A 26,996-nucleotide genomic window follows, 5' to 3' on the forward strand; every position below is an offset into this window, starting at 1 on the left:
TCACGGACCCCCCGTGCACCGCGGTCATCAGGCCGGGACGATGTTGACCAGCTTGGGGGCGCGGACGATGACCTTGCGGATCCCGGCCCCGTCCAGCGCGGCGACCACCGCCGGATCGGCCAGCGCCAGAGCCTCCAGCTCACCGTCCCCGACCTCCGGGGACACCTCCAGACGAGCCCGGACCTTCCCCTTCACCTGCACCACACACGTCACCGTCTCGTCCACCACATACGCCGGATCCGCCACCGGGAACGCCTCGTGCACCACCGACCCCGTGTGCCCCAGACGCCGCCACAGCTCCTCCGCCACATGCGGCGCCAACGGCGCCACCAGCAGCACCAGCCGCTCCGCCACCGACCGCGACAGCGGACCCCCTGCCTTCGTCAGATGATTGTTCAGCTCGGTCACCTTCGCGATCGCCGTGTTGAAACGCATCTGAGCCATGTCCCGGCCCACCCCGTCGACCGCCTTGTGCAGCGCCCGCAGCGTCTCCACACCCGGCTCCGCGTCCACGACCGTGACCTCACCGGTCTCCTCGTCGACCACGTTGCGCCACAGCCGCTGCAACAGCCGGTACTGCCCCACCACCGCACGCGTGTCCCACGGCCGCGACACATCCAGCGGACCCATCGCCATCTCGTACAGACGCAGCGTGTCCGCCCCATACTCCGCACAGATCTCGTCCGGCGTCACCGCGTTCTTCAGGGACTTGCCCATCTTCCCCAGAACCCGGCCGACCTTCTCACCCCGGTAGTAGAACTTCCCGTCCCGCTCCTCGACCTCGGCGGCCGGCACCGCGATCCCACGGCTGTCACGGTAGACAAAAGCCTGGATCATGCCCTGGTTGTACAGCTTGTGGAACGGCTCGCTCGACGAGATATGCCCCAGATCATGCAGCACCTTCGACCAGAAACGCGCATACAGCAGATGCAGCACCGCATGCTCCGCACCACCGATGTACAGATCGACACCACCACCGGGCCGCCCCTCACCCGGCCCCATCCAGTACTCCTCGATCGCCGGATCGACCAGCTGCCGGCTGTTGAACGGATCCAGATAACGCAACTCGTACCAGCACGAACCCGCCCAGTTCGGCATCGTGTTCGTCTCACGCCGGTACTTCCGCGGGCCCCTCCCGTCACCCAGGTCCAGCGTCACATTCACCCAGTCCGCGTTCCGCGACAACGGCGCCTCCGGCCTGCTGTCCGCGTCCTGCGGATCGAACGTCCGCGGCGAGTAGTCCTCCACCTCCGGCAGTTCCAGAGGCAGCATCGACTCCGGCAGCGGATGAGCGACACCCTCCTCGTCGTACACGATCGGGAACGGCTCACCCCAGTACCGCTGACGGCTGAACAGCCAGTCACGCAGCCGGAAATTGACCGTCCCCTCGCCCACACCCCGCGCCTGCAGCCACTCGGTGATCCGCGCCTTCGCCTCGACAACACCCAGCCCGTCCAGCGAGATGTCGTCATTCGCGGAGTTGACCAGCTTCGCGTCGTGCGAACCGAACGCGTCCTCCCAGGTGGAGGCGTCCGTCCCCCGGCCGTCCGACGGCTCCACCACACAGCGCACCGGCAGCCCGAAAGCCCGCGCGAACGCGAAGTCACGCGCGTCGTGCGCCGGAACAGCCATGATCGCGCCGGTGCCATAGCCCATCAGGACGTAGTCCGCGATGAAGACGGGCACCCTCTCACCGCTCACCGGATTGGTCGCGTACGCGCCGGTGAACACACCCGTCTTGTCCTTCGCCTCGGCCTGCCGCTCCACCTCCGACTTCGCCGCCGCCTGCTTCCGGTAGGCGGTGACGGCCTCGGCCGGGCTGGCATAACCACCGGTCCACACCGGCTGCGTACCCTCCGGCCACGCAGCCGGAATGATCCGCTCGACCAGATCGTGCTCCGGCGCCAGCACCATGTACGTCGCACCGAACAACGTGTCCTGGCGGGTGGTGAACACCGTGATGCTGCCCGCGCCGTCCACCGGGAAATCGACGCGCGCACCCTCGGAACGCCCGATCCAGTTCCGCTGCTGCAGCTTGATCGCCTCGGGCCAGTCCAGCGCGTCCAGATCGTCCAGCAGCCGGTCGGCGTACGCCGTGATCCGCATGTTCCACTGCCGCAGCTTCGCCTTGAACACCGGGAAGTTGCCGCGCTCGGACCGGCCGTCCGCAGTGACTTCCTCGTTGGCCAGCACGGTGCCCAGGCCCGGCGACCAGTTGACGGGGGCGTCGGAGGCGTACGCCAGGCGGTACCCGCCCAGGACGTCGGCGCGCTCGGTGGCGCTCAGCGCACTCCAGTCACGACCGTCGGGGGTCGCGCGCTGCCCGCTCTCGAACTGCGCGACCAGCTCACCGATCGGACGCGCCCTACCCGCCTCCGCGTCGTACCAGGAATTGAAGATCTGCAGGAAGATCCACTGGGTCCACCGGTAGTACTCGGCCTCGATCGTCGCGAACGAGCGGCGCTTGTCGTGGCCCAGTCCCAGCCGGCGCAGCTGGGCCTTCATGTTCTCCATGTTGGCCTCGGTGGAGACCCGCGGGTGCGTGCCGGTCTGCACGGCGTACTGCTCCGCGGGCAGCCCGAAGGCGTCGAAGCCCAGGGTGTGCAGGACGTTGTGGCCGGTCATCCGCTGGTGACGGGCGTAGACGTCGGTGGCGATGTAGCCCAGGGGGTGGCCGACATGCAGGCCCGCACCCGAGGGGTACGGGAACATGTCCATGATGAACTTCTTCGGCTTCGCGGCCAGCTCCGGGTTGTCCGCCAGATCGCCGGTCGGGTTCGGCGCCTCGTACGTCCCCTCGGCGTCCCAGAAGTCCTGCCAGCGTGCCTCGATGTCGGCAGCCATCGCCGCCGTGTAGCGGTGCGGCGCGGCCGTCTCGGCTGCGGAATTCGTCTCGCTCATGATCCTCAAAGCTCCATCGATCGTCATCTGCCGGCGTCCACGTCTACGGACACGCGTCTACGGAAACGAAAAATCCCCTCGCACAGGAGGGGACGCCGCGCCGATTCCGACCAGGCATTCTCACCGGTCGGGACTGATCAGCGCGGCTCACTAAGCAGAAGGCGTACGGCACGCATGGCGTCAGGGTACCGCACGGGCCCGGAGCCGTGCCGGACGCAACCGGCCCGCGGACGCTCCGCCGGGTCCACCGCAGAGGCCTTCGGCGCGCGGGACGACAACGAGAAGCGGGCCATCCGATCCGGATGACCCGCTTCCCTACTGTGGAGCTAAGGAGAATTGAACTCCTGACCTCCTGCATGCCATGCAGGCGCTCTACCAACTGAGCTATAGCCCCTTGCTGTCCGCCGCCCGGTTTCCCTTGGCGACATCGAGAACATTACACGGTCCCCCCGGTCATCCACCAAATCGTTTCCCATGTGAACCGTTATGCCCGAATTTCACTCAGGTCGCCCTGAAGGTTCAGGCTGTCGCGAAGGAGTAGAAGCGCTTGAGGGTGCAGTGCTCCTCCAAGAGCCGCCCGTAGATCGGCTCCCCTTCCAGCTCGCGGTAGGTCTCGATGGGGTCGCCTTTTATGATCAGCGCCCGCGCGCACTCCTCGCACCAGTACTGGTACTCCGGATTGACCGGGTCCATGTCCCTGACGATGGGCGTACCGCTGCCGCACCAGTCGCACTTCCGCCTGTGTGCACCCATCAGTCAGCTCCAGCTGTGGCCGCAGGCCGTACACACGCTTGAGACCCCGCCGTTGTCACCCAGCACTTGGGCCACGTGGGACGAGCCGCAGGACGGGCAGCCGGGACGGGATCGGTCTTCGGGAGTTACGAAGCCGGAGGGCGGGGCGGGAACAACGGGCAGGTCGGGGACCTGTTCGCGACTCGCAGGCATCGCGCTCCCTCCCGATCGGTCCATCGCCCCCTCCGGCGGTCCGATTCTGCCATGACCCCGCAAGAGGGTCAGCCCGCGAACGGACGGAGAGCGGACGAAAGGGCTGACGGGAACAGTCGGAGTGCGGGCAGGAGCGGTCGCGGTACGGGCGGGAGCGGTCGGGGTACCGACGGCCGGAGAGCACCAGGAAGCACCGGGGGCACGCAAAAGATCCCGCCCCTGAAAGGGACGGGATCTTGATTGTGGAGCTAAGGAGAATTGAACTCCTGACCTCCTGCATGCCATGCAGGCGCTCTACCAACTGAGCTATAGCCCCGCTGTCCGCTGTGTTTCCCTGCGTTTCCGCGCTGCGAACAAGAAGAACTTTAGCGTGTGACCAGCCAGAAAGTGAAATCCGGCCGACGCCGCCCCGGGACGGCCTGTGGGCACTGCCTAGTCGTCGTCGCCGAGCACCGGCTCGGGCAGCGTGCCGGCGTTGTGCTCCAGCAGGCGCCAGCCGCGCGCGCCCTCACCCAGCACGGACCAGCAGCAGTTGGTGAGCCCGCCGAGCCCTTCCCAGTGGTGCGCTTCCAGGCCCAGCAGCCGGCCGATGGTCGTCCTGATCGTGCCGCCGTGGCTGGCCACGACCAGCGTGCCCCCGTCGGGCAGCTTCTCGGCGTGTTCCAGAACGACCGGGGCGGCCCGGTCGGCGACCTCGGTCTCCAGCTCACCGCCGCCCCTGCGCACGGGCTCGCCGCGCTTCCAGGCCGCGTACTGCTCGCCGTACTGTCCGACGATCTCCTCGTGCGTCAGGCCCTGCCAGGCGCCCGCGTACGTCTCGCGCAGCGCGGAGTCGTGGGCGACCTGGAGGCCCGTGACGGCGGCGAGCTCAGCGGCCGTTGCCGCCGCCCGCCGCAGGTCCGAGGCGACGATCGCGTCCGGCTTCAGCGAGGCGAGCAGCCGGGCGGCCCGACGGGCCTGCCCGACGCCGGTCTCGGTGAGCTCGATGTCCGTGGAGCCCTGGAAACGGCGCTCCAGGTTCCATGCCGTCTGACCGTGTCGCCAGAGGACGATCCTGCGGCCCCTGCCGCTGCTGCCGCCGTTCAGCTCCGGTCACCTTCCGTGCCGCCGTTGAGCTGGGCGTGCTCCTCGGCCTTGCCCCGGGTCTTGACGGCGTCCTCGGGGAGCGCGATCTCGGGGCAGTCCTTCCACAGGCGTTCGAGCGCGTAGAAGACACGCTCCTCGCTGTGCTGAACGTGGATCACGATGTCGACATAGTCGAGAAGGATCCAGCGGGCGTCGCGGTCGCCCTCACGGCGCACCGGCTTGGCGCCGAGCTCCTTCTGCAGCCGCTCCTCGATCTCGTCGACGATCGACTTGACCTGGCGGTCGTTCGGAGCCGAGGCCAGCAGGAAGGCATCGGTGATGGACAGCACATCGCTGACGTCGTAGGCGATGATGTCGTGCGCGAGCCGGTCGGCGGCCGCCTGAGCGGCGGCGTTGATGAGCTCGATGGAGCGGTCCGTGGCGGTCACATGCAGGCTTTCGTCGGCGGTCAGATCAACCTCTAGGGTCTCACGGACCGCCGACAGCCCCTACTGCGATCTGCCGCCGCGCTCTTCGGAGGCCGGCGCGGGGCGCCGGCCTCCGTACCGTCCGGCCCCCACCCCGCTACTTGATCTTGTAGTCCTGGCCGAGCACGACCGTCACGTCCGCGTTCACGGCGGGCTTGCCCTGCTTCACATCCTCCTCGGACAGCCCCAGGGTCTTGGCGACCTCCGTCGCCTTCGCCTTGTCCTCGGCGGTCCGGTACAGCACCTCGGACGACGCCTCGGCGCCGGCCTTCCCCCCGTCGACGTAGGCGTAACCGCCATTGACCAGCTGGACCCGGGCCCGGTCGCCGGCAGCCGCGTTTCCGGTGGCGTTCCGGACACCGACCCGGACCGGTGCGCCCGCTTCCGGGGCCTTGACCGCGCCACCCAGGACGTCCTTGACGACGCTTTCCGTGGCCTCGTCGGAGAGAGTGCCGTCGTTCTGGACCGGCAGGAGCTCCGTCTTGTAGTCCCCGACCTTGGCATGCCCCGCCAGTTTGGCCAGGGACGCGCCCAGGTCCTGCTCGGGCAGTGACGGGTCGAGGATCTGCGCCAGCGTCTCCACGGTGACCGTCGCGGCCTTCGGGTCCTCGGAGAGCTTGCGCAGCACACCCCGTACGACCTCGCCGAACCGCGTCAGCTGCTTCGTCTCGGGCTCGCCCTCACCCCGGTAGGTGGCGTACGCGACGGCCATCGGACCGCTCAGCGTCTGGGCTTCGCCCTTGTTCACGAGGGGCGAGGCGCCCTTCTTGGCATCGGGGACATCGGTATCGGTGTCGATCTCGATGTTGCCGACCAGTTCGACGAGGTTTTCCAGGTACGGGGTGTCCAGCCGCCACGTACCGCTGATCCTGGTGCCCAGGAGGCTGTCTATCGACTCACGGGTGCCGGTGCTGCCGTCGTCCTCGACGGACTTGCCCAGCGTGGTGGTCGTGGCGCCGTCGTCGGAGGCGACGGCGAGCGAGTTGGGGAGCAGGACGGTGGTGCCCTGCTTCGTGGTGGTGTTGTCGACGAGCAGCGCCGTGGCGGTGCCGCCCTTCTTGGTGTCGTGCAGATGGACCACGATGACGTCCCGCTGCTGCGGGCCGGCGGTGGTGCCGTTCTTCCCGTCCGAGCCGGAGAGGCCGGGAAGCTTGTCCGCGGACCAGAGGTAGCCGACCCCGCCGACGAGCACGAGGGCGACGACGACTATCAGCGCGACCATCCGGTTGCGGCCCTTGCGCCGTGCCTCCTCGCGCCGTTCGCTGCGGCTTTCGGTGAACTTCAGCCAGTCGATGACGTCTTCGGAGTCCTCGTCGGGCTCCTCGATGAACGAGAACTGCTCGGTGCGGTAGTCGGCGGCGGGGCGCCTCTGCTCCGGCAGCACGAGCTCCGGATCCGCCACTGGCTCGTCGGCTGGTTCCTCGGCCGGCCGGGCGGGCGCGGAAACGGGAGCGGCGACGGGGGCCGGGGCCTGCGCCTGGGGCGGGGCGGCTCCCTGATGCGGGATGTTCCACTGTTCGGCGGTGTCGACCGCGCCGGGCTGCTGGGCGGTGCCGTACCCGTAGTCGGTGTAGTTCCCGTAGCCGTACCCCTGATCGGCGCCCTGCCCCTGCTGGGGCTGCTCCGCGTAGGGGTCGTACTGCTGGGGGTGCTGGGCGTGCTGCGACTGGTGCGGGTACGGGGAGTGTTCCGGCTGCTGGGGCTGCCCGTACGGGTCGTAGCCGTACCCTTGGTCCGGAACCTGACCCTGCTGGAACTCCTGACCCGGCTGGAACTCCTGGCTCTGCTGGAACTCCTGACCCGGCTGGCCCTGCTGGAAATCCTGGCCCTGCTGAGGGGCGTAGGGGTCGTACTGCTGCTGCCCCTGCTGCTGGTACACCGGCTGCCCGTACTCGTCGTAGCCGACGATCTGCGGCTGCTGGTAGTACGGGTCGTACGGGTTCTGTCGGTCGTTCACCGGTGCCCCTCTCCGTGGCTCATTCGCCGCGGTACAGCTGGCGCTTGTCGATGTAGCGGACCACTCCGTCCGGCACCAAGTACCAGACCGGATCCCCCTGCGCGACCCTCCCGCGGCAGTCGGTGGACGAGATCGCCAGTGCCGGAACCTCCACGAGGGAGACTCCGCCCTTGGGCAGTCCGTCGTCCGTGAGCACGTGACCCGGCCGGGTCACACCGATGAAGTGGGAGAGCGAGAACAGCTCCTCCGCGTCCCGCCAGGTGAGGATCTGGGACAACGCGTCGGCGCCGGTGATGAAGAAGAGGTCCGCGTCGCCATGGACCTCGCGCAGGTCCCGCAGCGTATCGATCGTGTACGTCGGTCCGCCACGGTCGATGTCGCTGCGGCTGACCGAGAACTGCGGGTTGGACGCCGTGGCGATGACCGTCATCAGATAGCGGTCCTCGGCCGGGGAGACCTGCTTGTGACTCTTCTGCCACGGCTGCCCGGTGGGGACGAAGATGACCTCGTCGAGATGGAACTGGGCGGCCACTTCGCTGGCCGCCACCAGGTGTCCATGATGAATCGGGTCAAACGTCCCGCCCATCACGCCGAGTCGGCGCTTGACGCGGCCGGTAGGCACTTCCTGCTCTCCCATGCGTGCAGAGCCTACTGGCACGGTTGTACGCCCCCGCCTCAGCGGTCGCGGTTGAAGCGGGTGGTGACCCACAGCAGGAACAGCAGCGCGAAGAGGGCGCCACCACCGGTCAGGTAGGGGTTGAGGCTTGCGTGGTTGCCGCCCTCGCCACCCTCGGAGGCGAGAGTGACCAGCTGGTGTGCGGTGCTCGTGAGGCTCATCTTCAGCAGGACCTATCGATCGGGAGTCGGAAGGAAGACGTCGGGCACATCGTATGCGGGCGCCCCGGGCACGCTCACGCCGACTCAGTCGTTGTTGTCGTCGTTGCGGTATCCGCGCAGCAGGAACCAGGCGAGCAGGGCTGCTCCGACGATCGAGACGAGCAGCACGATCCGCAGGGTGTTGCCCGGCCCCTGCTCCTCGGATGCGGCGGCGAGCAGTGCGACGGTGTGCGGCATTTCGGGCGCTCCTCAAAGTTATCCACAGCCCCCCGCACACCGTAGCGCCAGCACATACGCTGGGATTTGTCAGGGGGACGGGCGACGTCTCGTACGAAACAGGGGGCCATCCATGACCGACAGCAGTCACGAGAACGTGCCGAGCAGGCAGCGCACGCGATTCCCGGGAATCTCCTCCCGGGCGTACGAACACCCGGCGGACCGTTCGGCGCTGGTCGCCCTGCGCAAGCTGAGCGGTTTCGACACCGTGTTCAAGGCCCTGAGCGGGCTGCTTCCGGAGCGCAGTCTGCGACTCCTCTTCCTGTCCGACTCCGTCCGGGTGAGCGACGCTCAGTTCTCCCACCTCAACGACATGCTGAGGGACGCCTGTTACATCCTGGACCTGGAGAAGGTCCCGCCGATGTATGTCAGCCAGAACCCGCAGCCCAATGCCATGTGCATCGGGCTCGACGAGCCGATCATCGTGGTGACGACGGGTCTGGTGGAGCTGCTCGACGAGGAGGAGATGCGGGCGGTGGTGGGACACGAGGTGGGCCACGCCCTCTCGGGGCACGCGGTGTACCGCACGATATTGCTCTTCCTCACCAACCTGGCGCTGAAGGTGGCCTGGATTCCGCTCGGCAATGTCGCGATCATGGCGATCGTGACGGCGCTGCGCGAGTGGTTCCGCAAGTCCGAGCTGTCCGCGGACCGGGCCGGGCTGCTGGTCGGTCAGGACCTCAAGGCCTCGATGCGGGGTCTGATGAAGATCGCCGGTGGCAATCACCTCCACGAGATGAACGTGGACGCCTTCCTCGCGCAGGCCGACGAGTACGAGAAGGGCGGCGACCTGCGCGACTCCGTGCTCAAGATCCTCAATGTGCTGCCCCGGACACACCCGTTCACCACGGTGCGGGCCGCCGAGCTGAAGAAGTGGTCGGAGACCCGCGACTACCAGCGGATCATGGACGGCCACTACCCGCGGCGCGACGAGGACAAGGACACCTCGGTGACGGACTCGTTCAGGGAGTCCGCCTCGCACTACGCCGAAACGGTGCGCACCAGCAAGGACCCGCTGATGAAGCTCGTCGGCGACATCGCCGGTGGTGCGGGAGACCTGGGCGGCAAGCTGCGCGACAAGTTCACCGGCGGAGGCAGCGGCGGTCCCGCTAAGGGCGGGCCGGAGGGGTCCGGCCGCCCTCAGGACCCTGAGGAGGGGCCGGGGACGGCTGGGGGCTGACCGCCAGGGTCCCGCACAGCGCCCCCGTGGGCCGGCCCGTGGTGTACGGGTCGGTACCCGCCGGGCCGCGGCCGTCCGTCCGTTCCCCGGCGAGCAGCGGACGCAGCGTCCCCGCGGCGTCGGCCGAGCAGGACTGCGGCCCGGCCTGCACATAGGCCTCGCGCAGCTCCGTCCGGTGCAGCCGCAGGTCCTCCCGGTCGAACCGGAAGTGCAGCTCGCGCCGCACGGTGAACAGGGAGGCGTCGTCCGTCCCGGAGGATCCCCCGGCCGCGGGTCGCAGGGTGTAGGTGAAGGTGTGGTCCGAGACCACTTCCAGGGTGCCGCCTTCCGCCTCGGCGTAGGCGAGGGTGCCCCGGACCCGGACCTGCGGGTCCGCCAGCTCCGCGTCCGCCGGGTCGAAGCGCACCAGCCAGCCGGTCGCGGCGTGCTGTCCGTCGTCGGCGGGGGCCTTCATGCTCCGCTCGAACTGGGCCGTCTGGTCGGGGTCGAGCAGCTGCTCGACGGGGCGCAGGGCATGACCGCCCAGCACATCGGGGTTGAGCGAGGACTCCACCAGGTAGTCCTTGGCCGTGGCCAGGGCAGCCGTCACCTGGCTGTCCGAGAAGTTCTGCGTACGCCGCACCGCGGGGAAGTTGATGCCCTCGGCGCCCGTCGGGTATTCCGCGGCGGGGCTTGTCGCGTAGAGGCGTTCGGGGGTGCCGCCCGGCACGGTGCCGCGGGGGGCGAGGGGGACCACGATGGACCGCAGGGTTTCGGCGCGCCGGGCGGCGGGCTGGGGGTAGGGATGGCGGAACCCGATGTAGACGGCCATGGAGAAGGCCAGGGCGATGAGCACGACGAGGGCTATGGCGGCCCGGGAGCCGCTCCGGGAACGGCGGGAAGGGTGTCCGGGAGGGAGGGAGCGGACCGCGCGGGCGTGCTCGCCCATCCGTTCCTGGGCTGAGAACTCCTGCAGCCGGGCAGCCCGGACGAATGATTCGTCGAAGACGAGGGAGCGGTACTCGTCCTCGCCGCCCGCGGGGTTCTCGGGCGGGCCTTCGGGTGGATCTCCGCGGCCTGTCATGACTTCTCCCGATCTCCACACCACCGGCCGAGATCGGTGTGCAACGGTCTGCTTCGGCCGGGAGGCGTACGGCAGTGAGAAGCCCCCTCGGAAGAGGGGCCATATCTTCAGGGTAGGTCGATCGGCCCGGACGTAAACGCGGAGGCGGGAGGCAACTGGCCGGGGAGACGGGTGAGGCCGCGGGTGAAGGGCCTGCGGCGGCTGGTTCAGGGGGTGCGCGGTACCGCGGAGACCGCGGGGCGGGAGTAGTCGGCCGAGGCCGAGGGAGCGGCACCGGGCCTCTCGAAGCCCGGTTCGGCGGCGCCTGGCTTGTCCACGCCGCTGGTCACCGGCGGCGGGAGCGGCTCGCCCCGGCCGGGTGAGGAGCCGCGGTAGACGGCGGTGAAGGCCAGCGCGACCATGCCGATACCCATGACCAGGGCGAGCAGCCAGGCCACCGGGCGGTGCCAGCGCGCGGCGCCCCGGTACGGGCGCAGGGAGCCGCCGTGACGCCCGTAGGGGCTCCTGTCGGCCGCGTCGCCGCACTCGGGGTCCAGCGGGCCCCCGTAAGCCCTCCCGCGGCCGTACGTGCCGTCCCGGCCGTAGTCGTCGTAGAGGTCGTCGTCCAGGGGGCCGGCGCTGCGGCGTGACCGGGCCGCTTCGGCCTCGGCACGTGCCTGCGCGGCGGCGAGCAGTCTCTCGACCGCGGTGGGTTCATGGACCGGTGCGGCCCGTACGAAGTCCTCGTCGAACACCACGGCGGCGAAGTCCTCGTCCGCGCCCCCGCGGTCGTCGTCGGGCTCCCAGCCGTCCGGGAACGGCTTGCCCCCCACGTCGTCCGGCACAGCTTCAGCGTAGCCGCGGCGGGGCGGTTTGGGCAGGGACCACCGCAAACTCACCCGTCCCGTACACCCCGCCCGCCCCACCGGACGCCCGCAGAATCACCGGGCCCGACGGAATGCCGCCCGTGCGCCCGCCCGGGTGACGCCGCGCATGCCCCGGGCGGACACCCACCCACCCGGGTGACGCGTCGCACGAGCCCTGACGCCCTGGAGGCCCGAGGCCCGGCGCTCACAAGGCCCGGGGCCCGCGGCGCCCGCGCCCGCGAGCTCCGGGCCCCGGCAACCACGAGTCCCGGGGCCTGCGGGGCCTGCGGGGCCTGCGGGGCCTCCAGGGCCTCCAGGGCCTCCAGAATCTCCAGAGCCCAGGTAGGCCCCAGAGCCTCCGAGGCCTACCTGATGTGGCCGTCGCCCGTGACGATGTACTTCGTCGACGTCAGCTCCGGCAGCCCCATCGGGCCGCGGGCATGCAGTTTCTGCGTGGAGATACCGATCTCGGCGCCGAACCCGAACTGTCCGCCGTCCGTGAAGCGCGTGGACGCGTTCACCGCGACCGTCGTCGAGTCGACCAGTTGGGTGAAGCGGCGGGCCGCGGCCTGTGAGGTGGTCACGATCGCCTCGGTGTGGCCCGAGGACCAGAGCCTGATGTGCGCCACGGCCGCGTCCAGCGAATCCACGACCGCGGCCGCGATGTCGTACGAGAGGTACTCGGTCTCCCAGTCCTCCGCCGTCGCCGGCACCACCGTGGCCTTGGAGCCCTCCGCGTGGGCGAGCACCCGCTCGTCCGCGTGCACGGTCACCCCCGCCCCGGCCAGCGCGTCCAGGGCGAGCGGCAGGAACTCGGCGGCGATGTCCTGGTGGACCAGCAGCGTCTCGGCCGAGTTGCAGACGCTGGGGCGCTGCGCCTTGGAGTTGACCAGGATGTCGACGGCCATGTCCAGGTCCGTCGACGCGTCGACGTAGACATGGCAGTTGCCGGTGCCCGTCTCGATGACCGGGACCGTGGACTCCTCGACGACCGTGCGGATCAGGGAGGCGCCCCCGCGCGGGATGAGGACGTCGACCAGGCCGCGGGCCCGCATCAGTTCGCGTACCGAGTCGCGGCTCTCCCCCGGCACCAGCTGCACCGCGTCGGCCGGGAGGCCCGAGCCGCCGACCGCGTCGCGCAGCACCCGTACGAGTGCGGTGTTGGAGGCGTACGCGGACGAAGAGCCGCGCAGCAGCACCGCGTTGCCGGACTTCAGGCACAGGGCCGCCGCGTCCACCGTCACATTGGGCCGGGCCTCGTAGATGATCCCGACCACGCCGAGCGGGACCCGGACCTGGCGCAGGTCGATGCCGTTGGGCAGGGTCGACCCGCGCACCACCTCGCCCACGGGGTCGGGCAGCGCCACCACGTCCCGTACATCGGCGGCGATGGCACGGATCCGCTCGGGCGTGAGGGTGAGCCGGTCGATGATTCCCTCGCTCGTCCCGGCCTCGCGGGCACGGGCGACGTCCTCGGCGTTGGCCTCGACGATCTCTCCCGTGCGCACCTCCAGCGCGTCCGCGATCGCCAGGAGCGCGTCGTCCTTGGCGGAGCGCGGAAGTGGCGCGATGTCGGCGGCCGCGGCGCGTGCCCGGTAGGCGGCCTGCTCGACCGGGGACATGTTGTCGTACGGCGAAAGCGTGGTCATGCCCGCAGAGTAGTGCGCACACTGCGGGCATCCGTCACGTATCCCGTGATGCGAGACAACCGCCCGAGGGGCGGTCCGGTCAGTACGGGTGCACCCCGACCGGGGCCGCGGGCGGCGGCCCGTAGCCCTCGGCGATGCGCTGGTGGTACGTCTCCCGGTCGATCACTTCCAGCCCGACGATCTCCCAGGGCGGCAGCCTGGCGCTGGAGCGGTGCTCGCCCCACAGCCGCAGGGCCACCGCCGCCGCGTCGTGCAGATCGCGGGCCTCTTCCCAGTAGCGGATCTCCGCGTGGTCATTGGCGTAGCGGCTGGTCAGCAGGAAGGGATGGTCGTGCGCCAGCTGTTCCAGGCCACGTCTGACCTCCTTCAGCGGCGTCTCCGTGCCCGAGACGGAGAGGGTGATGTGCCACAGCTTCGACTGGGTGTGCTCCTCCTTCACCGTCACCGGTACCTGCTCGGCGGTGCGGTCGGCGGCCACGCTCCTGTCGAACTCGGCCCCCGCTCCGACGCTGGTCAGGGCTCGGCTGCCCGTTCCGCGGGGCGGCGCCCCCGGGCGCGCTCGTCTCACCGGCGGCCTCCTGTGAATGTGTTGCTGTGCTGTACCCCTGGTGTCCCCGCTACAAAGTTGACCAGTCCGAGGCCTGGCTTGGGGCGGTTTTGGTGAAGGTCTCTGCCCCGAGGCCGGACTTTCAGCCGTTTCAGGGGGCGAGCCGGGGTGTGAGAACGACCAGATCGTCCCTGTGTACGACCTCGCGTTCGTAGGCGGGGCCCAGTTCCCTGGCCAGATCCCGGGTGGAGCGTCCGAGCAGCTGGGGGATTTCCTTGGCATCGAAATTGACGAGGCCGCGGGCGACGGGACGGCCGCTCGTATCACGCAGCTCCACCGGGTCACCGGCGGTGAACTCACCCTCCACGGCGGAGATTCCGGCGGGCAGCAGCGAGGTGCGGCGCTCGACGACGGCCCGTACGGCCCCGTCGTCGAGCGTCAGCGCGCCCCTCGGGGTCGAGGCGTGGGCCAGCCAGAGCAGCCGGTCGGCGGAGCGGCGCCCGGTGGGGTGGAAGTACGTACCGGTGTCGCGGCCCGCCAGGGCGTCTGCGGCCCGGCTCGCGGAGGTGAGGACGACCGGGACGCCGGCGGCCGTGGCGATCCGGGCGGCCTCGACCTTGGTGACCATGCCGCCGGTGCCGACGCCCGCCTTTCCGGCGCTGCCGATCGTGACGCCCGCCAGGTCCTCGGGTCCGCCGACCTCCACGATCCGGGAGGTGCCCGGGGTGCTGGGGTCGCCGTCGTAGAGACCGTCCACGTCGGAGAGGAGGACCAGCAGGTCGGCGTGGACGAGATGGGCGACGAGCGCGGCGAGCCGGTCGTTGTCGCCGAAGCGGATCTCGTCGGTGGCCACCGTGTCGTTCTCGTTGACGACGGGGAGGGCGCCCATGTCCAGGAGCTGGTCGAGGGTGCGGTAGGCGTTGCGGTAGTGGGCGCGGCGGCTGGTGTCGTCGGAGGTGAGGAGCACCTGGCCGACTCGTACGCCGTAGCGGGCGAACGAGGCGGTGTACCGGGCGACGAGCAGTCCCTGCCCCACGCTCGCGGCGGCCTGCTGGCGGGCCAGGTCCTTGGGCCTGCGGACCAGTCCCAGGGGGGCGAGTCCGGCGGCGATGGCACCGCTGGAGACGAGGACGATCTCCCGTTCGCCGCCGCTCCTGACCTTGGCCAGTACGTCGACGAGTGCGTCGACCCGGTCGGCGTCCAGGCCGCCGGCCGCCGTGGTGAGCGAGGAGGAGCCGACCTTGACGACGATCCGGCGGGCTTCGGTCACTCCGTGCCTTGCAGCTGTCACGTGCTTCCTCGCTCTGGCTCGCCCGGTGGTCCTCGGACCGGCCGCGGCCGCCGTGACGCTGTGCCGGGGCCGCCCCCGGCACGCACAGTACGCGAGGGGCGGCCCCCCGCGCCCGACCGTTCCGCCCGGTGGACAGGTGCGGGCGGCGCCGGCCGGGGGCCGACGGCGGGAACGGCCGGTCCGGCCCGGATCAGCTGTCGTTGACGCTCAGCATGCGGTCGACGACCCGGGCCGCGGCCCGGCCGTCGGAGGGCTCGCAGAAGTCGACCCGGAACTGCGCGTACTTCTCCTTGTACTCCTCCGTCACCGCGTCGATGTTCCGGATCGCGGAGACCAGGTCCTCGGAGGTCTTGATCAGCGGGCCCGGGGCGCGCGAGGTGAAGTCGAAGTAGAAGCCGCGCAGGGTGTCGCGGTAGTGCTCCAGGTCGTACGTGAAGAACAGCATCGGCCGCCCGGAGTGGGCGAAGTCGAAAAGCACCGAGGAGTAGTCCGTGATCAGCACATCGGCGATCAGGTAGAGGTCGGCGATGTCCGGGTAGTACGTGACGTCCCAGACGAAGCCCTGTCCGGCGCCGGGGATGCTGTCGAGGACCTTGTGGTGCTTGCGGTACAGCAGGACGTGGTCCTCGCCGAGCTCCCGCCGGGCCGCGTCGACGTCGATCTGGTTGTCCAGCTTGAAGCGGCGTCCGCCGTAGCGCTGGTCGTCGCGCCAGGTGGGTGCGTACAGGACGACCTTCTTGCCGGCGGGAATGCCGAGCTTCTCCCGTACCGCCGCCGCGCGCTTGACCCGGTCCGGGGCGTGGAAGACGTCGTTGCGCGGGTAGCCCGCCTCCAGGACCTCGCACTCCAGCCGGAAGGAGTTGGTCATGATCGGGGTGGTGAAGGAGTTGGGCGTGATGAACAGGCTGTACTGGCGGGAGCGCTGCGGCAGGCTCGCGATGTAGGCCAGGTTGGCCTTCGGGGTGCCCAGCAGGTCCGCGCCGATGCGCTTGAGCGGGGTGCCGTGCCAGGTCTGGACGACGACCTGGCCCTCGCGGCGGACGAACCACTCGCGGATGCCGCCGTTGGTGACGACGTAACGGCTGCGGGCCAGCGCCTCGTACCACTCCCTGCTGCCCCACTCCACGCCGCGCACGCCGGGCGGCAGGACGACCTGCTGGTCGTGGACCATCGCGATGTGTTCGACCTCGGTGCCCCGGCGCACCAGCTCCTCGTAGACGGCGCGGGGCGAGTCGGAGAACTGCTTGCCGCCGAAGCTGTTGTAGAGCACGGCCTCGCGCAGCGGCAGCTCGCGCTGCTCGGGGGTGTACACGTCGCGCATCAGCCGCTGCCGGTAGGCGCCGCGGAGTTCGGGGTCGAGGACGGCGCCGGACTCCACGAAGATCCGGTCGAAGTCGAGCCGCTCCACGGTGTACGTGCGGTGTGCGCCGCGGTGGGTCAGCGGCAGGGTGCCGACCAGGTCGGGGCGGATCGTGACGGGGATGTCGCGGGTGTGGTCCCACTCGGCGCGGGCCCGCAGGAAGGGCAGCCAGCGCCCGGCGCGCAGGGGCAGCGTGCCCTCGTACGCGGGCATGGTGTCCGGTGTCACGCGGGCGGTGAAGCGGCCGTCCGCGAACTCGGCCGGCAGCGGCCGGTCCTCGTTGCGGCCGGTGTGACGCAGGATCAGCTTCATCGTCGCGGCGTCGCCGGTGTAGGTGCCGGACAGCACCAGTTCGCCGCCGCTCGACCACTCGACACCGTCGACGACGGGCTGGACGCACCGCAGTTGCGGGGTGAAGTTGCCCGCGCCGTCGGTGACGACGGCGAATTCGAGGCCGCCGGGCAGCGGGTGGACACCGGTGGCCGGCTTGCTGCCGATGGTGGCGCGGCGCGTGGTGCCGTCCGCGAACACGATGAGCGCGCGGTACTTCCTGGCACGGCCGGGGGTGACCCCGTCCACCGGGAGGTCCGCGAAGGACAGCCGGGCGGTGTGGCGGAGCCAGCCGTCGGCGCCGGTGACGCCCTTCTCCAGCGGGAGGTCGGTCACATGGCCGGTGGCCTCGTGGTCGATGCGCAGCGCGGTGGGCTGCTTGCCCGTGGCGCGGGCGCGCAGGGTCACGGTGAGGGTGTCGGCGTCCGCTTCCTGGGCCTCGACCTCGGCGGGCACGACGTCCACCGTGAGCTTGAGCCGGTTGCGGTCGTAGCCCGCGACGAGCCGTACGCCGTCGTCGAGCACATGGACCTGGCTGTGTCCGGCGGCGCCCGCGTTGTTCTTGGTCACGCTGCCGACGGACATGCCGCCGGGGCGCGGGATGCCGATGCCCAGGCGCCAGGTGCCCGGCTGCCACTGGCCGCGGGTGCGCAGGCGGGACGGGTCGATGCCGATCTCGAAGCCCGACCAGTCGTAGTTGTGCAGGGCGCCCTTGGCCTCGGCGGTGGCCATGGGCTCCAGGACGGTGCGCACGCGCAGCGGCAGGGTGCTGCGGCTGCCCTGGCGGCGCAGCACGGCCACGCGGAGCGAGCGCTTGCCCGTCGCGGAGGGGACGTTGGGGATGTAGGCGTACCCGTGGACGACCAGCTTGCCGTCCTTCCAGGCCAGGTCCAGCATCTTGCCGCGGACGGGCAGTTCACTGCGGTTGAAGTTGCGCACGGTGGCGGGCAGCGAGGAGTTCTCCACACCGGGCAGCTCGATCCGGGCCCGGCGCAGGCCCCGCACCGAGAAGGCGCCGGGGTTCTCCCGCTCGTAGTGCAGCAGGCCCACGAGCTCGTCACCGCGCCCGTTGGCCGCCAGGTGCCACTTGACCCGGGCCATCGGCGAGAACTTCCGGACGAGCTTGGGCGCGGCCTGTGCCAGGAAGTCCTTGGCGGCGCTGTGGAATGCGGGGCGCTCCTCGACCGGGGTCTCCGGGAAGTACTTCATGAGCCGGCTGAGCTCTTCGGGAATCGCTTCGAGGGACGCCACGGCGGGAGGGCCTTTCCGGGGGGACGTGCAGAGATGAACCCCTGGAATACGGGGCGTAAATGAGACGTCTACAACGGTCTCATGGTTGCCCCACAGTATGACGTGACACCAGTCACAGGATCGACCCGCCCCCGGGTCCGCCCCGGTCCTGCTCCGCGGTCCGCTCGGGGGCCTGTTCCGGGGCCTGTTCCGGGGCCTGTTCCAGGGCCTGTTCCAGGGTCCGCCCCGGTCCTGTGACGAGGTCCGTTCGGGAGGCGTTCCCGGGGCCGTCCCGGCCTGCGGACGGGCCCCGGCGGGGCGGGGTCAGGCGCGGTGCGCCCGTGGTGCCCGCAGTGCCGCCAGCACCGTCCTGCGGGCCTTGCGGACCACCCGCCGGGCGAAGGACACGGAGGAGTGCCGCGCCGGTGCCTCGACGCGTCTGCCGCCGACCCATTCGGTCACGGTCACCTCATAGGCCTCGTCGGGCAGCCCGGAACCGTCGCCGAAGTGCGGATACGCCAGGTACAGCCGGGCCGGGCCCGTCCTGCGCACGAGTTCCGGCTCCTCCTTGGCCCGCAGGAAGCGCAGGACGTCGAGCAGCAGGTCCAGCCTTCCCGTCGCCACGCAGACCAGCCGGAGCCGCTCCTGCGCCTTGAGCCGGCGCGCCAGCCCGGGGGTCCAGTAGGCCTCCATCAGCGGGGCCGCGAGCGCCATCTTCTTCCGGTGGACCGCGGCCGACTGCTTCAGCATCTTCGGGCCGAACTGCGGCAGCAGGGTGATGACGAACGGGCGGACCATCAGGGCGTCGCGCCGGGGCCCGGCGGGCACATGGGCGGCGATGAGCCGCATGAGCGCCCTGGCCGAGTCGAAGCGCAGGACGTAGGTGCCGCTCTTGGTCACGTGCTTGCCGTCGTCACGGCCCACCAGGTAGTAGCAGGTGTAGTCGGCGACGACCGAGACACCGCTGCCCCGCAGGTACGCCTCCATGGTGAAGAGGGCGTCCTCGCCAGTCTTCAGCTCCTCGTCGAAGGTCATGCCGAGCCGGGTGAGCAGCTCGCGCCGGAACAGCTTCTGGGCGCTCAGGGTGAATTTGATGTTGGAGGAGTACACATCGGCGCGCTCGACGGTCTCCTTCCACATCGACTTGGCCGCGCCCCGGTTGACGCCGACGACCTTGCCGAGGACCACGTCCGTGCCGGCCCGGTCGCCCATCGCGACCATGCGCTCCAGGGCCTCCTCGCCGAAGTAGTCGTCGGCGTCGAGGAAGAAGACGTACCGGCCGCGGGCGAGCCCCAGGCCGACGTTACGGGGCCCGCTGGGCCCTCCGGAGTTCGGCTGCCGGACCACCCGCATGGGAATGTCCGTCCGGGCGGCGAACTCCTCCAGATACTCCCCCGTACCGTCCGTGGAACCGTCGTCGACGGCGACGATCTCCATGCGCCCGGCGCCGAGCGTCTGCGCTTCGACGGACTCCAGACAGCGGATCAGGTAGGGCATCGCCTCATACGCGCCAATGATCACACTGACATCGGGCTCGCTGGTCCTGTTCGGCATTTCGGACATGTGCACGTATTGATTTGATCACGATATAGGCCATATTGCCCGACTCTCACACCTGATGTGCCTGAATATGCCGAACGGCCCGTGCATCCCTCCAGGGGGAGAGATGCACGGGCCGTTGCCGGGGTTGCGTCGTTTTCGGCAGGCACGGACAGTTTGGCCAGGCGTTGGCCGGGCGTTGGTCAGCCGTTCAACAGGGGTTTGCCGACGGGCCGGGAACGGCCTCGGTCAGCGGCCCGCCACCGCGTCCGCCGTGGTCCCTGCCTCGGCCAGAACCTCCGCCTCGCCGGTCCCGGCGCCGCTGGAGGCCGCCTCCCGGTCGGGCAGCGCCGCGCTCTGCTCACGGAGGCGCTGCGCGACGCCCGCGTTGCGCGCCTCGGCCTTGGCTGCGAGGGCACGCACAGCGGCGTTGAACTGCTCCATGGAGGTCGGCTCGTCCGGACCGAGGAGGTAGCTCTTCAGCTCGCGGCGGGCTCCGGCCAGCGAGTCCGCCGCCGGGTCGGTGACCGCTGCCAGCAGTTCACCGATCTCCTCGGCACCGTTGGAGAGGATGACGGCGGCCCGGACGGCGGTGTTCTGCCGCTTGAACTCCTCGGCACCGAGCTCGGCCGAGTCGGTGACCGCGTACGGCTTGCCGCTCGCGATGAAGTCGGAGACCACGCTGGAGATGTCCGACACCATCGCGTCGGACTCGTTGAAGCAGTCGTACAGCTTCGGCTGCGCGCCGGAGATGGTCCGGTGCTCCCACCAGCCGAAGGAGCGCCAGTAGGCGTCGTTCCACTCGGCCCGCAGGGCGGCCGTCTCGGCCTCCCGGGCAGGGTCGGCGAGCGAGACCCGCGACTCCTCGGCGTCGTCGCCGCCGGACAGGCCGGTCGCCGTCAGCGCGGCGAGACGGGCCTCGATCCGCGCCAGCTCGACCTTGGCCGCGCTCTGTTCCGCGGCGGCCGAGGCCGCCTCCTTCGCCCAGCGAGGATCGGCGGCGCGCTGGGCGGCGGCCTTCTCCAGCATGGCCTTGATCCGCGCGTCGACGGCCTTGGCCCTGGCGCTGCGGATGCCCGTGAAGGGGTGCGGCTTGTAGATGACCCGGACCGGCCGGTCCGCGGCCACCAGCCGCCGCACGATGTTCTCACCGGCCAGCAGCAGCGAGGTGTTGCCCGGGTTGTCGTCCCAGCCCTCCCAGGTGGGGGCGTACAGCACGGTCGGGACGGGGTTCTTCGTCGTACCGGTCCAGCTCTTGATCGGCGCCAGCTGCGGGCGGCCGACCTCGACGATGTCCTCGTCGCGGATGCCCACGTCGGCCAGGGCGTACCGGTCGCGTCCGGCCCGGCCCGCGGTCCACACCTCGTCGTACACCTTGGAGTACGGGTTGACGCTGGCCAGCTTGTCGCTGTCGCCGTGCCCGATGAAGACGTGCTTCATGGTCGGGACCCGCAGTATGTGGATGTTCTTGCCGACGTTGGCGGGGTAGAGGCAGACCCGGACGGTGGAGAGGTCCAGGTTCATCAGATGGGTGCCCGCGGGGATGCAGATCACCGGTACGCCGGTCTCGGCCAGCTGCGGCACCAGGCCGCGCTCACGCATGATGATCAGCGGGCGGCCCTCGACCTGCGCCATCGTGTCGAGCCACATGTTGCCCTGGTACGCCGACTCGTTCGAGCCGGAGAAGTAGAGCACGACGGTGGGCTGGTACTCGCGCAGCCAGGTTTCGACGGCCTTGAGCACGGCGGGGGCCGACGGGACCAGCCGGCCGCGGCGCAGGTACGGGACGAGCACCGCGTTGTACAGGACGGCCAGCACCAGGGTGATGGCGGCGCCGACGTAGCCGACGACGTCCTTGCCGGTCTCGGCGGCGAACAGTATGCCCGCCATGGCCGGGATGTCCAGGTGGAGCATCTTCTCGGCGGAACGGTGCAGCAGCGCGTTCGGCGGCGCGTCGGGGATGCGGACGGCGTGCAGGTCCACGTTGCGGGTGACGACCGGCATGGTGCGCCGCAGCTTGATCAGCGTCGTCAGGGCGCCGTGCGGGGCCTGGAGTCCGTAGAAGACCAGGAAGCAGGCGACAGCCGTGTAGAACAGCGGCTCCTCCGCGAGGTCCAGCCGGGCCAGCAGCAGGATGAGCATCAGCTGGCGGAGCAGGAAGCGGATGGGCAGTCCGGCCCGCACCTTGCCGAGCCGGTTGACCAGATAGCTCCCCCGCTGATGCAGGTACCAGTCCGTGACGTACGTGACAGCGGTGGCCGCCGCGAAGAACCAGATGTTGGGGAGAAGGGCGGCGACCATGACGCAGGGATATCCCAGCCCCATCAACAGTGCTGCCGCCAGTTCCGACCTGCTGCCCACACGGGCCAGGCGAATGGCTGTCGAGATCACGAAGAACCTGCTCCAGGGGGGTGCCGGTTAATTCACGTATAGAGGGAAATGTGAAGGTGCGGCTTCACGCACTCGGGCCTCTGCGGTCGCACAAGGCGATCACAGAGGCCCGAAAAATCACAATTGTCAAGAATTATTACACATCTTCTTGACGGTCGAGCACCGAGGCCAGCGCCTGCTCGAACCCGGAGGATTCGGCGGCACCGCGCGTCGGGTCCTGCTGACGTACATCGATGACATGGCCGGTCAGCTCGGACAGGAGCACGTCCAGCGAGGTGCGCGCCACGGCCTCCGAGGAGAGCAGCGAGCCCTCGGGCTCCTGGCCGAACGCCTTGGTGCGCATCGGCGTCGCGGTCCGCTCCGGATTGACGCAGTTGACACGGATACCCTCGCCCGCCCACTCGTCGGCCAGCGCCTGGGTGAGGTTCACCATGGCGGCCTTGGTGGAGGAGTAGAGGCTGTACTCGGCGCGGCCCCGGGTGTAGCTGCTGGAGGTGTAGAGCAGCAACTGGCCCTGGGTCTCCGCCAGATACTTGTACGAGGCGCGGGCGATCTGGACGGGCGCCAGGTAGTTGACGTTCAGTGCTTCCTGGATCGTGGTGTTGTCGGTCTCGGCCAGCTTGCCGATGCGCAGCACGCCCGCGGTGTTGATGACGTAGTCGACGCGGCCGGTCTCGGCGTACGCCTTGGAGAGCGCGTCGTCGACGTGCTCCGGGTTCTCGACGTGCGTACCGGTGGTGGAGCGGCCCAGCGCGTAGACCTTCGCGCCGTACTGCTCGGCCAGCGTGGCGATGTCGGCGCCGATGCCGTACGAGCCGCCGAAGACGACGAGGGTCTTGCCGGAGAGCAGCTCCCGGTAGGCGGCCTCGTCGGCCTGGCGCGGGGCGGCGGTGGAGGCCAGCTGGAAGAGCTTGTCGGTGATGAAGACGTCGACCGGCTGGGTCACCTTCATGTTGTACTCGTCGCCCGCGACCACGTAGATCGGTACGTCGGGGAGGTACTTGAGGACCACCGAACAGTCGTCGGTGGCCTGGAAGTTGGGGTCGCCCGCCGCGATCCGGTACGCCTTGCGGATCGTCGAGAGCTTGAAGGCCTGCGGGGTCTGCCCGCGGCGCAGCCGGGACCGGTCGGGGACGTCGGTGATGAACTCCCCGTCCCCGCCGTGGGTGCGCGTCACGATGATCGTGTCGGCGGAGGGGATGGCGACGTCGACGGCCTGGTAGCGGTCGAGCGCGTCGACACAGTCCTTGATGACTCGCTGTGACAGCAGCGGCCGGACCGCGTCATGGAAGAGGACGTTGCGGTCCTCGCCCTCGGCAAGGCCCTCGCCGAGCGCCGCGATGGCGCGCTCGGTGGTCTCGTTGCGGGTGGTGCCGCCCTCGATGATCCGGGTGACCTTGGTCAGTCCGGCCTTGGCGACGATCTTCTCGATGTCGGGCACGAACCCGGGCGCCATCAGCACGATCACATCGTCGATGCCCTCGGCGTTCTCGAAGATGGTCAGCGTGTGCTCGATGACTGCCTTGCCGGCGATCTTCAGCAGCTGCTTGGGGATCGACAGTCCCACGCGCTGACCGGTACCACCGGCGAGCACGACTGCTGTGGTCCGGGGCTTGGCTTCATGCGGCACAGACACAGACGACCTACCTTGCTATGACGGGGGAAACAGTGTGATGGTCGCACTCTCCGTGACCGTCCCGCAAGGCGGACGTCGGTCACCGCATGCCCTGCGGAAACCCGCAGTTCACTGCCTGGCCAGGGAGGTTGGCTCCGCCGGACCGGTACGCGGGGTGACCGAATCCACAGAGGTGTTGCGCAATCCGCACATCCGGCGCACGGACCATGACCGTCACCAGGCATTATCCCGGTCCGGTACGTCACCGGGCGAGCAGCCGCGCGGATCCGGCGGCCGGACCGGGCGGGCCCGGCACGCGTCACGCGCGGCGGGCCCGTCCGGAACGCGGACGCGGGCCGTGCTCCCTAGAAGGGGTCGAACTCGTCGTATTCCTTCTGCGCGTCGTCCCGCTCGGTGGTGCGCTCCCGGCGGCGCTGCGCGGCGGGGCGCGGCTCCTCCAGGCGGTGGTCCTCGCCCCGGCGGCCCAGCATCTCGGCGCCGGCCGTCACGGTCGGCTCCCAGTCGAAGACGACCGCGTTCTCCTCGGGACCGATGGCGACGCCGTCGCCGGCCCGGGCGCCCGCCTTCATCAGGGCGTCCTCGACACCGAGGCGGTTGAGCCGGTCCGCGAGGTAGCCGACGGCCTCGTCGTTGTTGAAGTCGGTCTGCCGCACCCAGCGCTCGGGCTTCTCGCCGCGCACGCGGTAGATGCCCTCGTCGTCCACCGCCACGGTGAAGCCCGCGTCGTCGACGGCCTTCGGGCGGATGACGACCCGGGTCGCCTCCTCCTTCGGCTTGGCGGCGCGCGCCTCGGCGATGATGCCCGCGAGCGCGTACGAGAGGTCCTTGAGGCCCTTGTGCGCGATGGCCGAAACCTCGAAGACGCGGTAACCGCGGTCCTCCAGCTCCGGGCGGATCATGTCGGCGAGGTCCTGGCCGTCGGGGATGTCGACCTTGTTCAGGACGACGACGCGCGGCCGGTCGTCGAGACCGCCGTACTGCCGCAGCTCCTCCTCGATGATGTCGAGGTCGGAGACGGGGTCGCGGTCCGACTCCAGCGTGGCGGTGTCCAGCACGTGCACCAGCACCGAGCAGCGCTCGACGTGGCGCAGGAACTCCAGGCCCAGCCCCTTGCCCTGGCTGGCTCCGGGGATGAGGCCGGGGACGTCCGCGATGGTGTAGACGGTCCCGCCGGCGGTCACCACTCCGAGGTTCGGCACGAGGGTGGTGAACGGGTAGTCCGCGATCTTCGGCTTCGCCGCGGAGAGCACGGAGATCAGCGAGGACTTGCCGGCGCTCGGGTAGCCGACGAGTGCGACGTCCGCGACGGTCTTGAGCTCCAGGACGATGTCCCGGTCCTCGCCCGGCTCACCGAGCAGCGCGAAGCCGGGCGCCTTGCGGCGGGCGGAGGCGAGCGCCGCGTTGCCGAGGCCGCCGCGGCCGCCCTGGCCGGCGACGAAGGTGGTGCCCTGGCCGACCAGGTCGGCGAGCACATTGCCCGCCCTGTCCAGGACGACGGTGCCGTCGGGCACGGGCAGGACCAGGTCCTGGCCGTCCTTGCCGGAACGGTTGTCGCCCGCACCGGGCTGGCCGTTGGTGGCCTTGCGGTGGGGGCTGTGGTGATAGTCCAGCAGCGTGGTCACGGCCTGCTCGACGACGAGGATCACATCGCCGCCGCGCCCGCCGTTGCCCCCGTCGGGGCCGCCCAGCGGCTTGAACTTCTCACGGTGGACGGAGGCGCAGCCGTGGCCTCCGTTACCCGCGGCGGCATGCAGCTCGACGCGGTCCACGAAGGTGGTCATGGTTGGTGCCTCCAGGTACAGCGGAAAAATACGGAATTGTCTCTGTCGTAACACGCCGAGGGCGGACCCGCTTCCCCGTTTGCCGGGAAAGCTGAGATCCGCCCTCGGAAGGTGCTGTGTGTCGCTCCGCGTGCGCCGGAAAAGATCAGGCGGCGAGCGGAACGATGTTCACGACCTTGCGGCCACGGTGCGTACCGAACTCCACCGCACCGGCGGTCAGCGCGAACAGCGTGTCGTCGCCGCCCCGGCCGACACCCGTGCCCGGGTGGAAGTGGGTGCCACGCTGGCGGACCAGGATCTCACCGGCGTTGACGGCCTGACCGCCGAAGCGCTTCACGCCGAGCCGCTGAGCATTGGAATCGCGCCCGTTCCGAGTGGAGGATGCGCCCTTCTTATGTGCCATGTCTCCTCAGTCCCTTACTTCGCAGCCGCGGGGATACCGGTGACCTTGATCGCCGTGTACTGCTGGCGGTGACCCTGGCGACGGCGGTAGCCGGTCTTGTTCTTGTAGCGAAGGATGTCGATCTTCGCGCCCTTGTGGTGGTCCACGATCTCGGCCTGGACCTTGATCCCGGCCAGGACCCACGGGTCGCTGGTGACGGCGTCGCCGTCGACCACGAGCAGCGTAGAGAGCTCTACGGTGTCGCCGACCTGGGCGGTGGGAATCTTGTCAACCTCAACGATGTCGCCGACAGCAACCTTGTGCTGGCGACCACCGCTGCGCACGATGGCGTACACGCGGATCTCTCTTTCGCTCGGAACGGATCCCCTGATGCCAGCCGCTCGCACGGGCCGGGGCCCGGGACGATCCGGAAGGATGAGCGGCCTCTCCCGTACGGAAGGCGCGAACGCCGACCGGGTCCGGAAGGGATGTGCTCAGGGGTAGGTGCGTACGGAAACACACCGAGGGTCAAGGTTACGGGGCGGGGTTCGGGGGGTCAAACCGGGCCCCGGCCGCCGGGGAACCGGCCCGGCCGCGGCTCCGTACGCCGGGCGGGGACGCCCTCGCCCACGGCCTCCGGGGCCGGGGATCGTAAGCTCTCCCAGCACACCAGCTCTCCGGAAGGCACACGCGCGTGAACTACAGGGTCCAGCCCACCGCCCAGGTCGACGAGACCGCCGAGATCGGCGACGGCAGCAGCGTCTGGGAGCTCGCCCAGATCCGTGAGCGGGCCCGCCTCGGCAAGGGCTGCGTCATCGGCCGGGGCGCCTACGTCGGCACCGGCGTGCGGATCGGCGACAACGTCAAGCTCCAGAACTACGCCCTGGTGTACGAGCCCGCCGAGCTCGGCGACGGCGTCTTCGTCGGCCCCGCCGTCGTCCTCACCAACGACCACAACCCGCGCTCCGTCGACCCCGAGGGCAACCAGAAGCGCGGCGGCGACTGGGAGGCCGTGGGTGTGAAGGTGGCCGAGGGCGCCTCGCTCGGCGCGCGCTCCGTCTGCGTGGCTCCGGTGCGGATCGGGCGCTGGGCGATGGTGGCGGCCGGCGCGGTGGTCACCAAGGACGTGGCGGACTTCGCCCTGGTGGTGGGCGTGCCGGCACGGCAGATCGGCTGGGTGGGCCGCAGCGGGGTGCGCCTCGTGGAGCGCGCCGGCGAGCCGGGCGTCTGGGAGTGCCCGCAGAGCGGTGCGGTGTACGAGGAGAAGGACGGGGTCCTCGGCGAGCGAGCCGCGTAACCGGTG

At 70.0% G+C, this 26,996-nt stretch carries 22 protein-coding genes and 2 tRNA genes; 2 read left to right on the forward strand and 22 right to left on the reverse strand.

From position 1 onward, the window contains the following. Nucleotides 1-27 precede the first annotated feature (27 nt). From leuS to ACIGJO_RS03630, 10 genes are all read right to left on the reverse strand, one after another. A complete protein-coding gene (leuS, locus tag ACIGJO_RS03585; RefSeq protein WP_399951415.1) occupies nucleotides 28-2,901 on the reverse strand; it encodes a leucine--tRNA ligase in 2,874 nt (957 codons plus the stop codon). A 321-nt stretch (nucleotides 2,902-3,222) separates the two neighbouring features. After that, nucleotides 3,223-3,295, reverse strand: a tRNA-Ala gene (locus tag ACIGJO_RS03590). Nucleotides 3,296-3,420: 125 nt separating this feature from the next. Beyond that, nucleotides 3,421-3,654 (reverse strand): hypothetical protein, encoded by a 234-nt coding sequence (locus tag ACIGJO_RS03595; protein ID WP_073216832.1) that lies wholly within the window; start codon nucleotides 3,652-3,654, stop codon nucleotides 3,421-3,423. A 435-nt stretch (nucleotides 3,655-4,089) separates the two neighbouring features. Beyond that, nucleotides 4,090-4,162, reverse strand: a tRNA-Ala gene (locus ACIGJO_RS03600). Nucleotides 4,163-4,278: 116 nt separating this feature from the next. Next, nucleotides 4,279-4,932, reverse strand: a complete 654-nt coding sequence (locus ACIGJO_RS03605) for a histidine phosphatase family protein (RefSeq protein ID WP_399951740.1) — start codon at nucleotides 4,930-4,932, stop codon at nucleotides 4,279-4,281. Continuing rightward, nucleotides 4,929-5,360 carry a ribosome silencing factor gene (gene rsfS / locus ACIGJO_RS03610; protein ID WP_073765960.1) on the reverse strand — a complete coding sequence of 144 codons (432 nt, stop codon included), beginning with the start codon at nucleotides 5,358-5,360 and terminating at the stop codon, nucleotides 4,929-4,931. The genes ACIGJO_RS03605 and rsfS overlap by 4 nt, the downstream gene beginning before the upstream one ends. Before the next feature lie 136 nt (nucleotides 5,361-5,496). After that, nucleotides 5,497-7,356 (reverse strand): LytR C-terminal domain-containing protein, encoded by a 1,860-nt coding sequence (locus ACIGJO_RS03615; protein ID WP_399951419.1) that lies wholly within the window; start codon nucleotides 7,354-7,356, stop codon nucleotides 5,497-5,499. Between the two features lie 19 nt (nucleotides 7,357-7,375). Beyond that, nucleotides 7,376-7,993, reverse strand: coding sequence for a nicotinate-nucleotide adenylyltransferase (gene nadD, locus ACIGJO_RS03620; protein WP_266930586.1), 618 nt, complete (start codon nucleotides 7,991-7,993; stop codon nucleotides 7,376-7,378). Between the two features lie 38 nt (nucleotides 7,994-8,031). Then, nucleotides 8,032-8,193, reverse strand: coding sequence for a hypothetical protein (locus tag ACIGJO_RS03625; RefSeq protein ID WP_399951422.1), 162 nt, complete (start codon nucleotides 8,191-8,193; stop codon nucleotides 8,032-8,034). 84 nt (nucleotides 8,194-8,277) lie between these two features. Continuing rightward, nucleotides 8,278-8,430 (reverse strand): hypothetical protein, encoded by a 153-nt coding sequence (locus ACIGJO_RS03630; protein WP_198953220.1) that lies wholly within the window; start codon nucleotides 8,428-8,430, stop codon nucleotides 8,278-8,280. 112 nt (nucleotides 8,431-8,542) lie between these two features. On the opposite strand from ACIGJO_RS03630, the gene ACIGJO_RS03635 reads away from it, so the two are divergent. Continuing rightward, nucleotides 8,543-9,649, forward strand: a complete 1,107-nt coding sequence (locus tag ACIGJO_RS03635) for a M48 family metallopeptidase (RefSeq protein ID WP_399951424.1) — start codon at nucleotides 8,543-8,545, stop codon at nucleotides 9,647-9,649. On the opposite strand, the gene ACIGJO_RS03640 is transcribed toward ACIGJO_RS03635, so the two are convergent. The 12 genes from ACIGJO_RS03640 to rplU form a co-directional block, all read right to left on the reverse strand. Next, complete coding sequence (locus tag ACIGJO_RS03640; protein ID WP_399951427.1) at nucleotides 9,579-10,712, reverse strand: hypothetical protein; 1,134 nt, start codon at nucleotides 10,710-10,712, stop codon at nucleotides 9,579-9,581. The two genes, ACIGJO_RS03635 and ACIGJO_RS03640, sit on opposite strands and share 71 nt — an antisense overlap. A gap of 206 nt (nucleotides 10,713-10,918) precedes the next feature. Continuing rightward, nucleotides 10,919-11,536 carry a hypothetical protein gene (locus tag ACIGJO_RS03645; RefSeq protein WP_399951430.1) on the reverse strand — a complete coding sequence of 206 codons (618 nt, stop codon included), beginning with the start codon at nucleotides 11,534-11,536 and terminating at the stop codon, nucleotides 10,919-10,921. Nucleotides 11,537-11,922: 386 nt separating this feature from the next. Beyond that, entirely contained in the window at nucleotides 11,923-13,206 is a 1,284-nt protein-coding gene (locus tag ACIGJO_RS03650; protein ID WP_399951433.1) for a glutamate-5-semialdehyde dehydrogenase, read from the reverse strand. 79 nt (nucleotides 13,207-13,285) lie between these two features. Further along, a complete protein-coding gene (locus ACIGJO_RS03655) occupies nucleotides 13,286-13,774 on the reverse strand; it encodes a hypothetical protein (protein ID WP_399951436.1) in 489 nt (162 codons plus the stop codon). 130 nt (nucleotides 13,775-13,904) lie between these two features. After that, a complete protein-coding gene (gene proB / locus ACIGJO_RS03660; protein WP_399951743.1) occupies nucleotides 13,905-15,023 on the reverse strand; it encodes a glutamate 5-kinase in 1,119 nt (372 codons plus the stop codon). A gap of 211 nt (nucleotides 15,024-15,234) precedes the next feature. Beyond that, nucleotides 15,235-17,985 carry a CDP-glycerol glycerophosphotransferase family protein gene (locus ACIGJO_RS03665; protein ID WP_399951439.1) on the reverse strand — a complete coding sequence of 917 codons (2,751 nt, stop codon included), beginning with the start codon at nucleotides 17,983-17,985 and terminating at the stop codon, nucleotides 15,235-15,237. Between the two features lie 303 nt (nucleotides 17,986-18,288). Further along, a complete protein-coding gene (locus ACIGJO_RS03670; protein ID WP_399951441.1) occupies nucleotides 18,289-19,527 on the reverse strand; it encodes a glycosyltransferase family 2 protein in 1,239 nt (412 codons plus the stop codon). Between the two features lie 225 nt (nucleotides 19,528-19,752). Next, nucleotides 19,753-21,804 (reverse strand): hypothetical protein, encoded by a 2,052-nt coding sequence (locus ACIGJO_RS03675; protein ID WP_399951746.1) that lies wholly within the window; start codon nucleotides 21,802-21,804, stop codon nucleotides 19,753-19,755. A gap of 226 nt (nucleotides 21,805-22,030) precedes the next feature. After that, entirely contained in the window at nucleotides 22,031-23,530 is a 1,500-nt protein-coding gene (locus ACIGJO_RS03680) for an SDR family NAD(P)-dependent oxidoreductase (RefSeq protein ID WP_399951444.1), read from the reverse strand. Between the two features lie 344 nt (nucleotides 23,531-23,874). After that, nucleotides 23,875-25,311 (reverse strand): GTPase ObgE, encoded by a 1,437-nt coding sequence (gene obgE, locus ACIGJO_RS03685; protein ID WP_399951447.1) that lies wholly within the window; start codon nucleotides 25,309-25,311, stop codon nucleotides 23,875-23,877. A 145-nt stretch (nucleotides 25,312-25,456) separates the two neighbouring features. Next, nucleotides 25,457-25,714 carry a 50S ribosomal protein L27 gene (gene rpmA, locus ACIGJO_RS03690; RefSeq protein ID WP_124268213.1) on the reverse strand — a complete coding sequence of 86 codons (258 nt, stop codon included), beginning with the start codon at nucleotides 25,712-25,714 and terminating at the stop codon, nucleotides 25,457-25,459. Nucleotides 25,715-25,728: 14 nt separating this feature from the next. Next, on the reverse strand, nucleotides 25,729-26,049 hold the full coding sequence (rplU, locus tag ACIGJO_RS03695; protein WP_073723125.1) for a 50S ribosomal protein L21: 321 nt from the start codon (nucleotides 26,047-26,049) through the stop codon (nucleotides 25,729-25,731). A 338-nt stretch (nucleotides 26,050-26,387) separates the two neighbouring features. Between rplU and ACIGJO_RS03700 the strand changes: the two genes are divergently transcribed. Further along, nucleotides 26,388-26,990 (forward strand): acyltransferase, encoded by a 603-nt coding sequence (locus ACIGJO_RS03700; RefSeq protein WP_399951451.1) that lies wholly within the window; start codon nucleotides 26,388-26,390, stop codon nucleotides 26,988-26,990. The last annotated feature ends 6 nt before the right edge of the window (nucleotides 26,991-26,996 follow it).

The sequence above is a fragment of the Streptomyces sp. NPDC079020 genome, from assembly GCF_044542225.1.
Taxonomy (GTDB): Bacteria; Actinomycetota; Actinomycetes; order Streptomycetales; family Streptomycetaceae; genus Streptomyces.

Excerpts from the sequence above, each read along its gene's own strand:
- leuS (WP_399951415.1), bottom strand. The coding sequence starts at position 2,901 with ATGAGCGAGACGAATTCCGCAGCCGAGACGGCCGCGCCGCACCGCTAC.
- ACIGJO_RS03595 (WP_073216832.1), bottom strand. The coding sequence starts at position 3,654 with ATGGGTGCACACAGGCGGAAGTGCGACTGGTGCGGCAGCGGTACGCCC.
- nadD (WP_266930586.1), bottom strand. The coding sequence starts at position 7,993 with ATGGGAGAGCAGGAAGTGCCTACCGGCCGCGTCAAGCGCCGACTCGGC.
- ACIGJO_RS03625 (WP_399951422.1), bottom strand. The coding sequence starts at position 8,193 with ATGAGCCTCACGAGCACCGCACACCAGCTGGTCACTCTCGCCTCCGAG.
- ACIGJO_RS03630 (WP_198953220.1), bottom strand. The coding sequence starts at position 8,430 with ATGCCGCACACCGTCGCACTGCTCGCCGCCGCATCCGAGGAGCAGGGG.
- ACIGJO_RS03635 (WP_399951424.1), top strand. The coding sequence starts at position 8,543 with ATGACCGACAGCAGTCACGAGAACGTGCCGAGCAGGCAGCGCACGCGA.
- ACIGJO_RS03640 (WP_399951427.1), bottom strand. The coding sequence starts at position 10,712 with ATGACAGGCCGCGGAGATCCACCCGAAGGCCCGCCCGAGAACCCCGCG.
- ACIGJO_RS03650 (WP_399951433.1), bottom strand. The coding sequence starts at position 13,206 with ATGACCACGCTTTCGCCGTACGACAACATGTCCCCGGTCGAGCAGGCC.
- ACIGJO_RS03670 (WP_399951441.1), bottom strand. The coding sequence starts at position 19,527 with ATGTCCGAAATGCCGAACAGGACCAGCGAGCCCGATGTCAGTGTGATC.
- ACIGJO_RS03675 (WP_399951746.1), bottom strand. The coding sequence starts at position 21,804 with ATGGTCGCCGCCCTTCTCCCCAACATCTGGTTCTTCGCGGCGGCCACC.
- obgE (WP_399951447.1), bottom strand. The coding sequence starts at position 25,311 with ATGACCACCTTCGTGGACCGCGTCGAGCTGCATGCCGCCGCGGGTAAC.
- rpmA (WP_124268213.1), bottom strand. The coding sequence starts at position 25,714 with ATGGCACATAAGAAGGGCGCATCCTCCACTCGGAACGGGCGCGATTCC.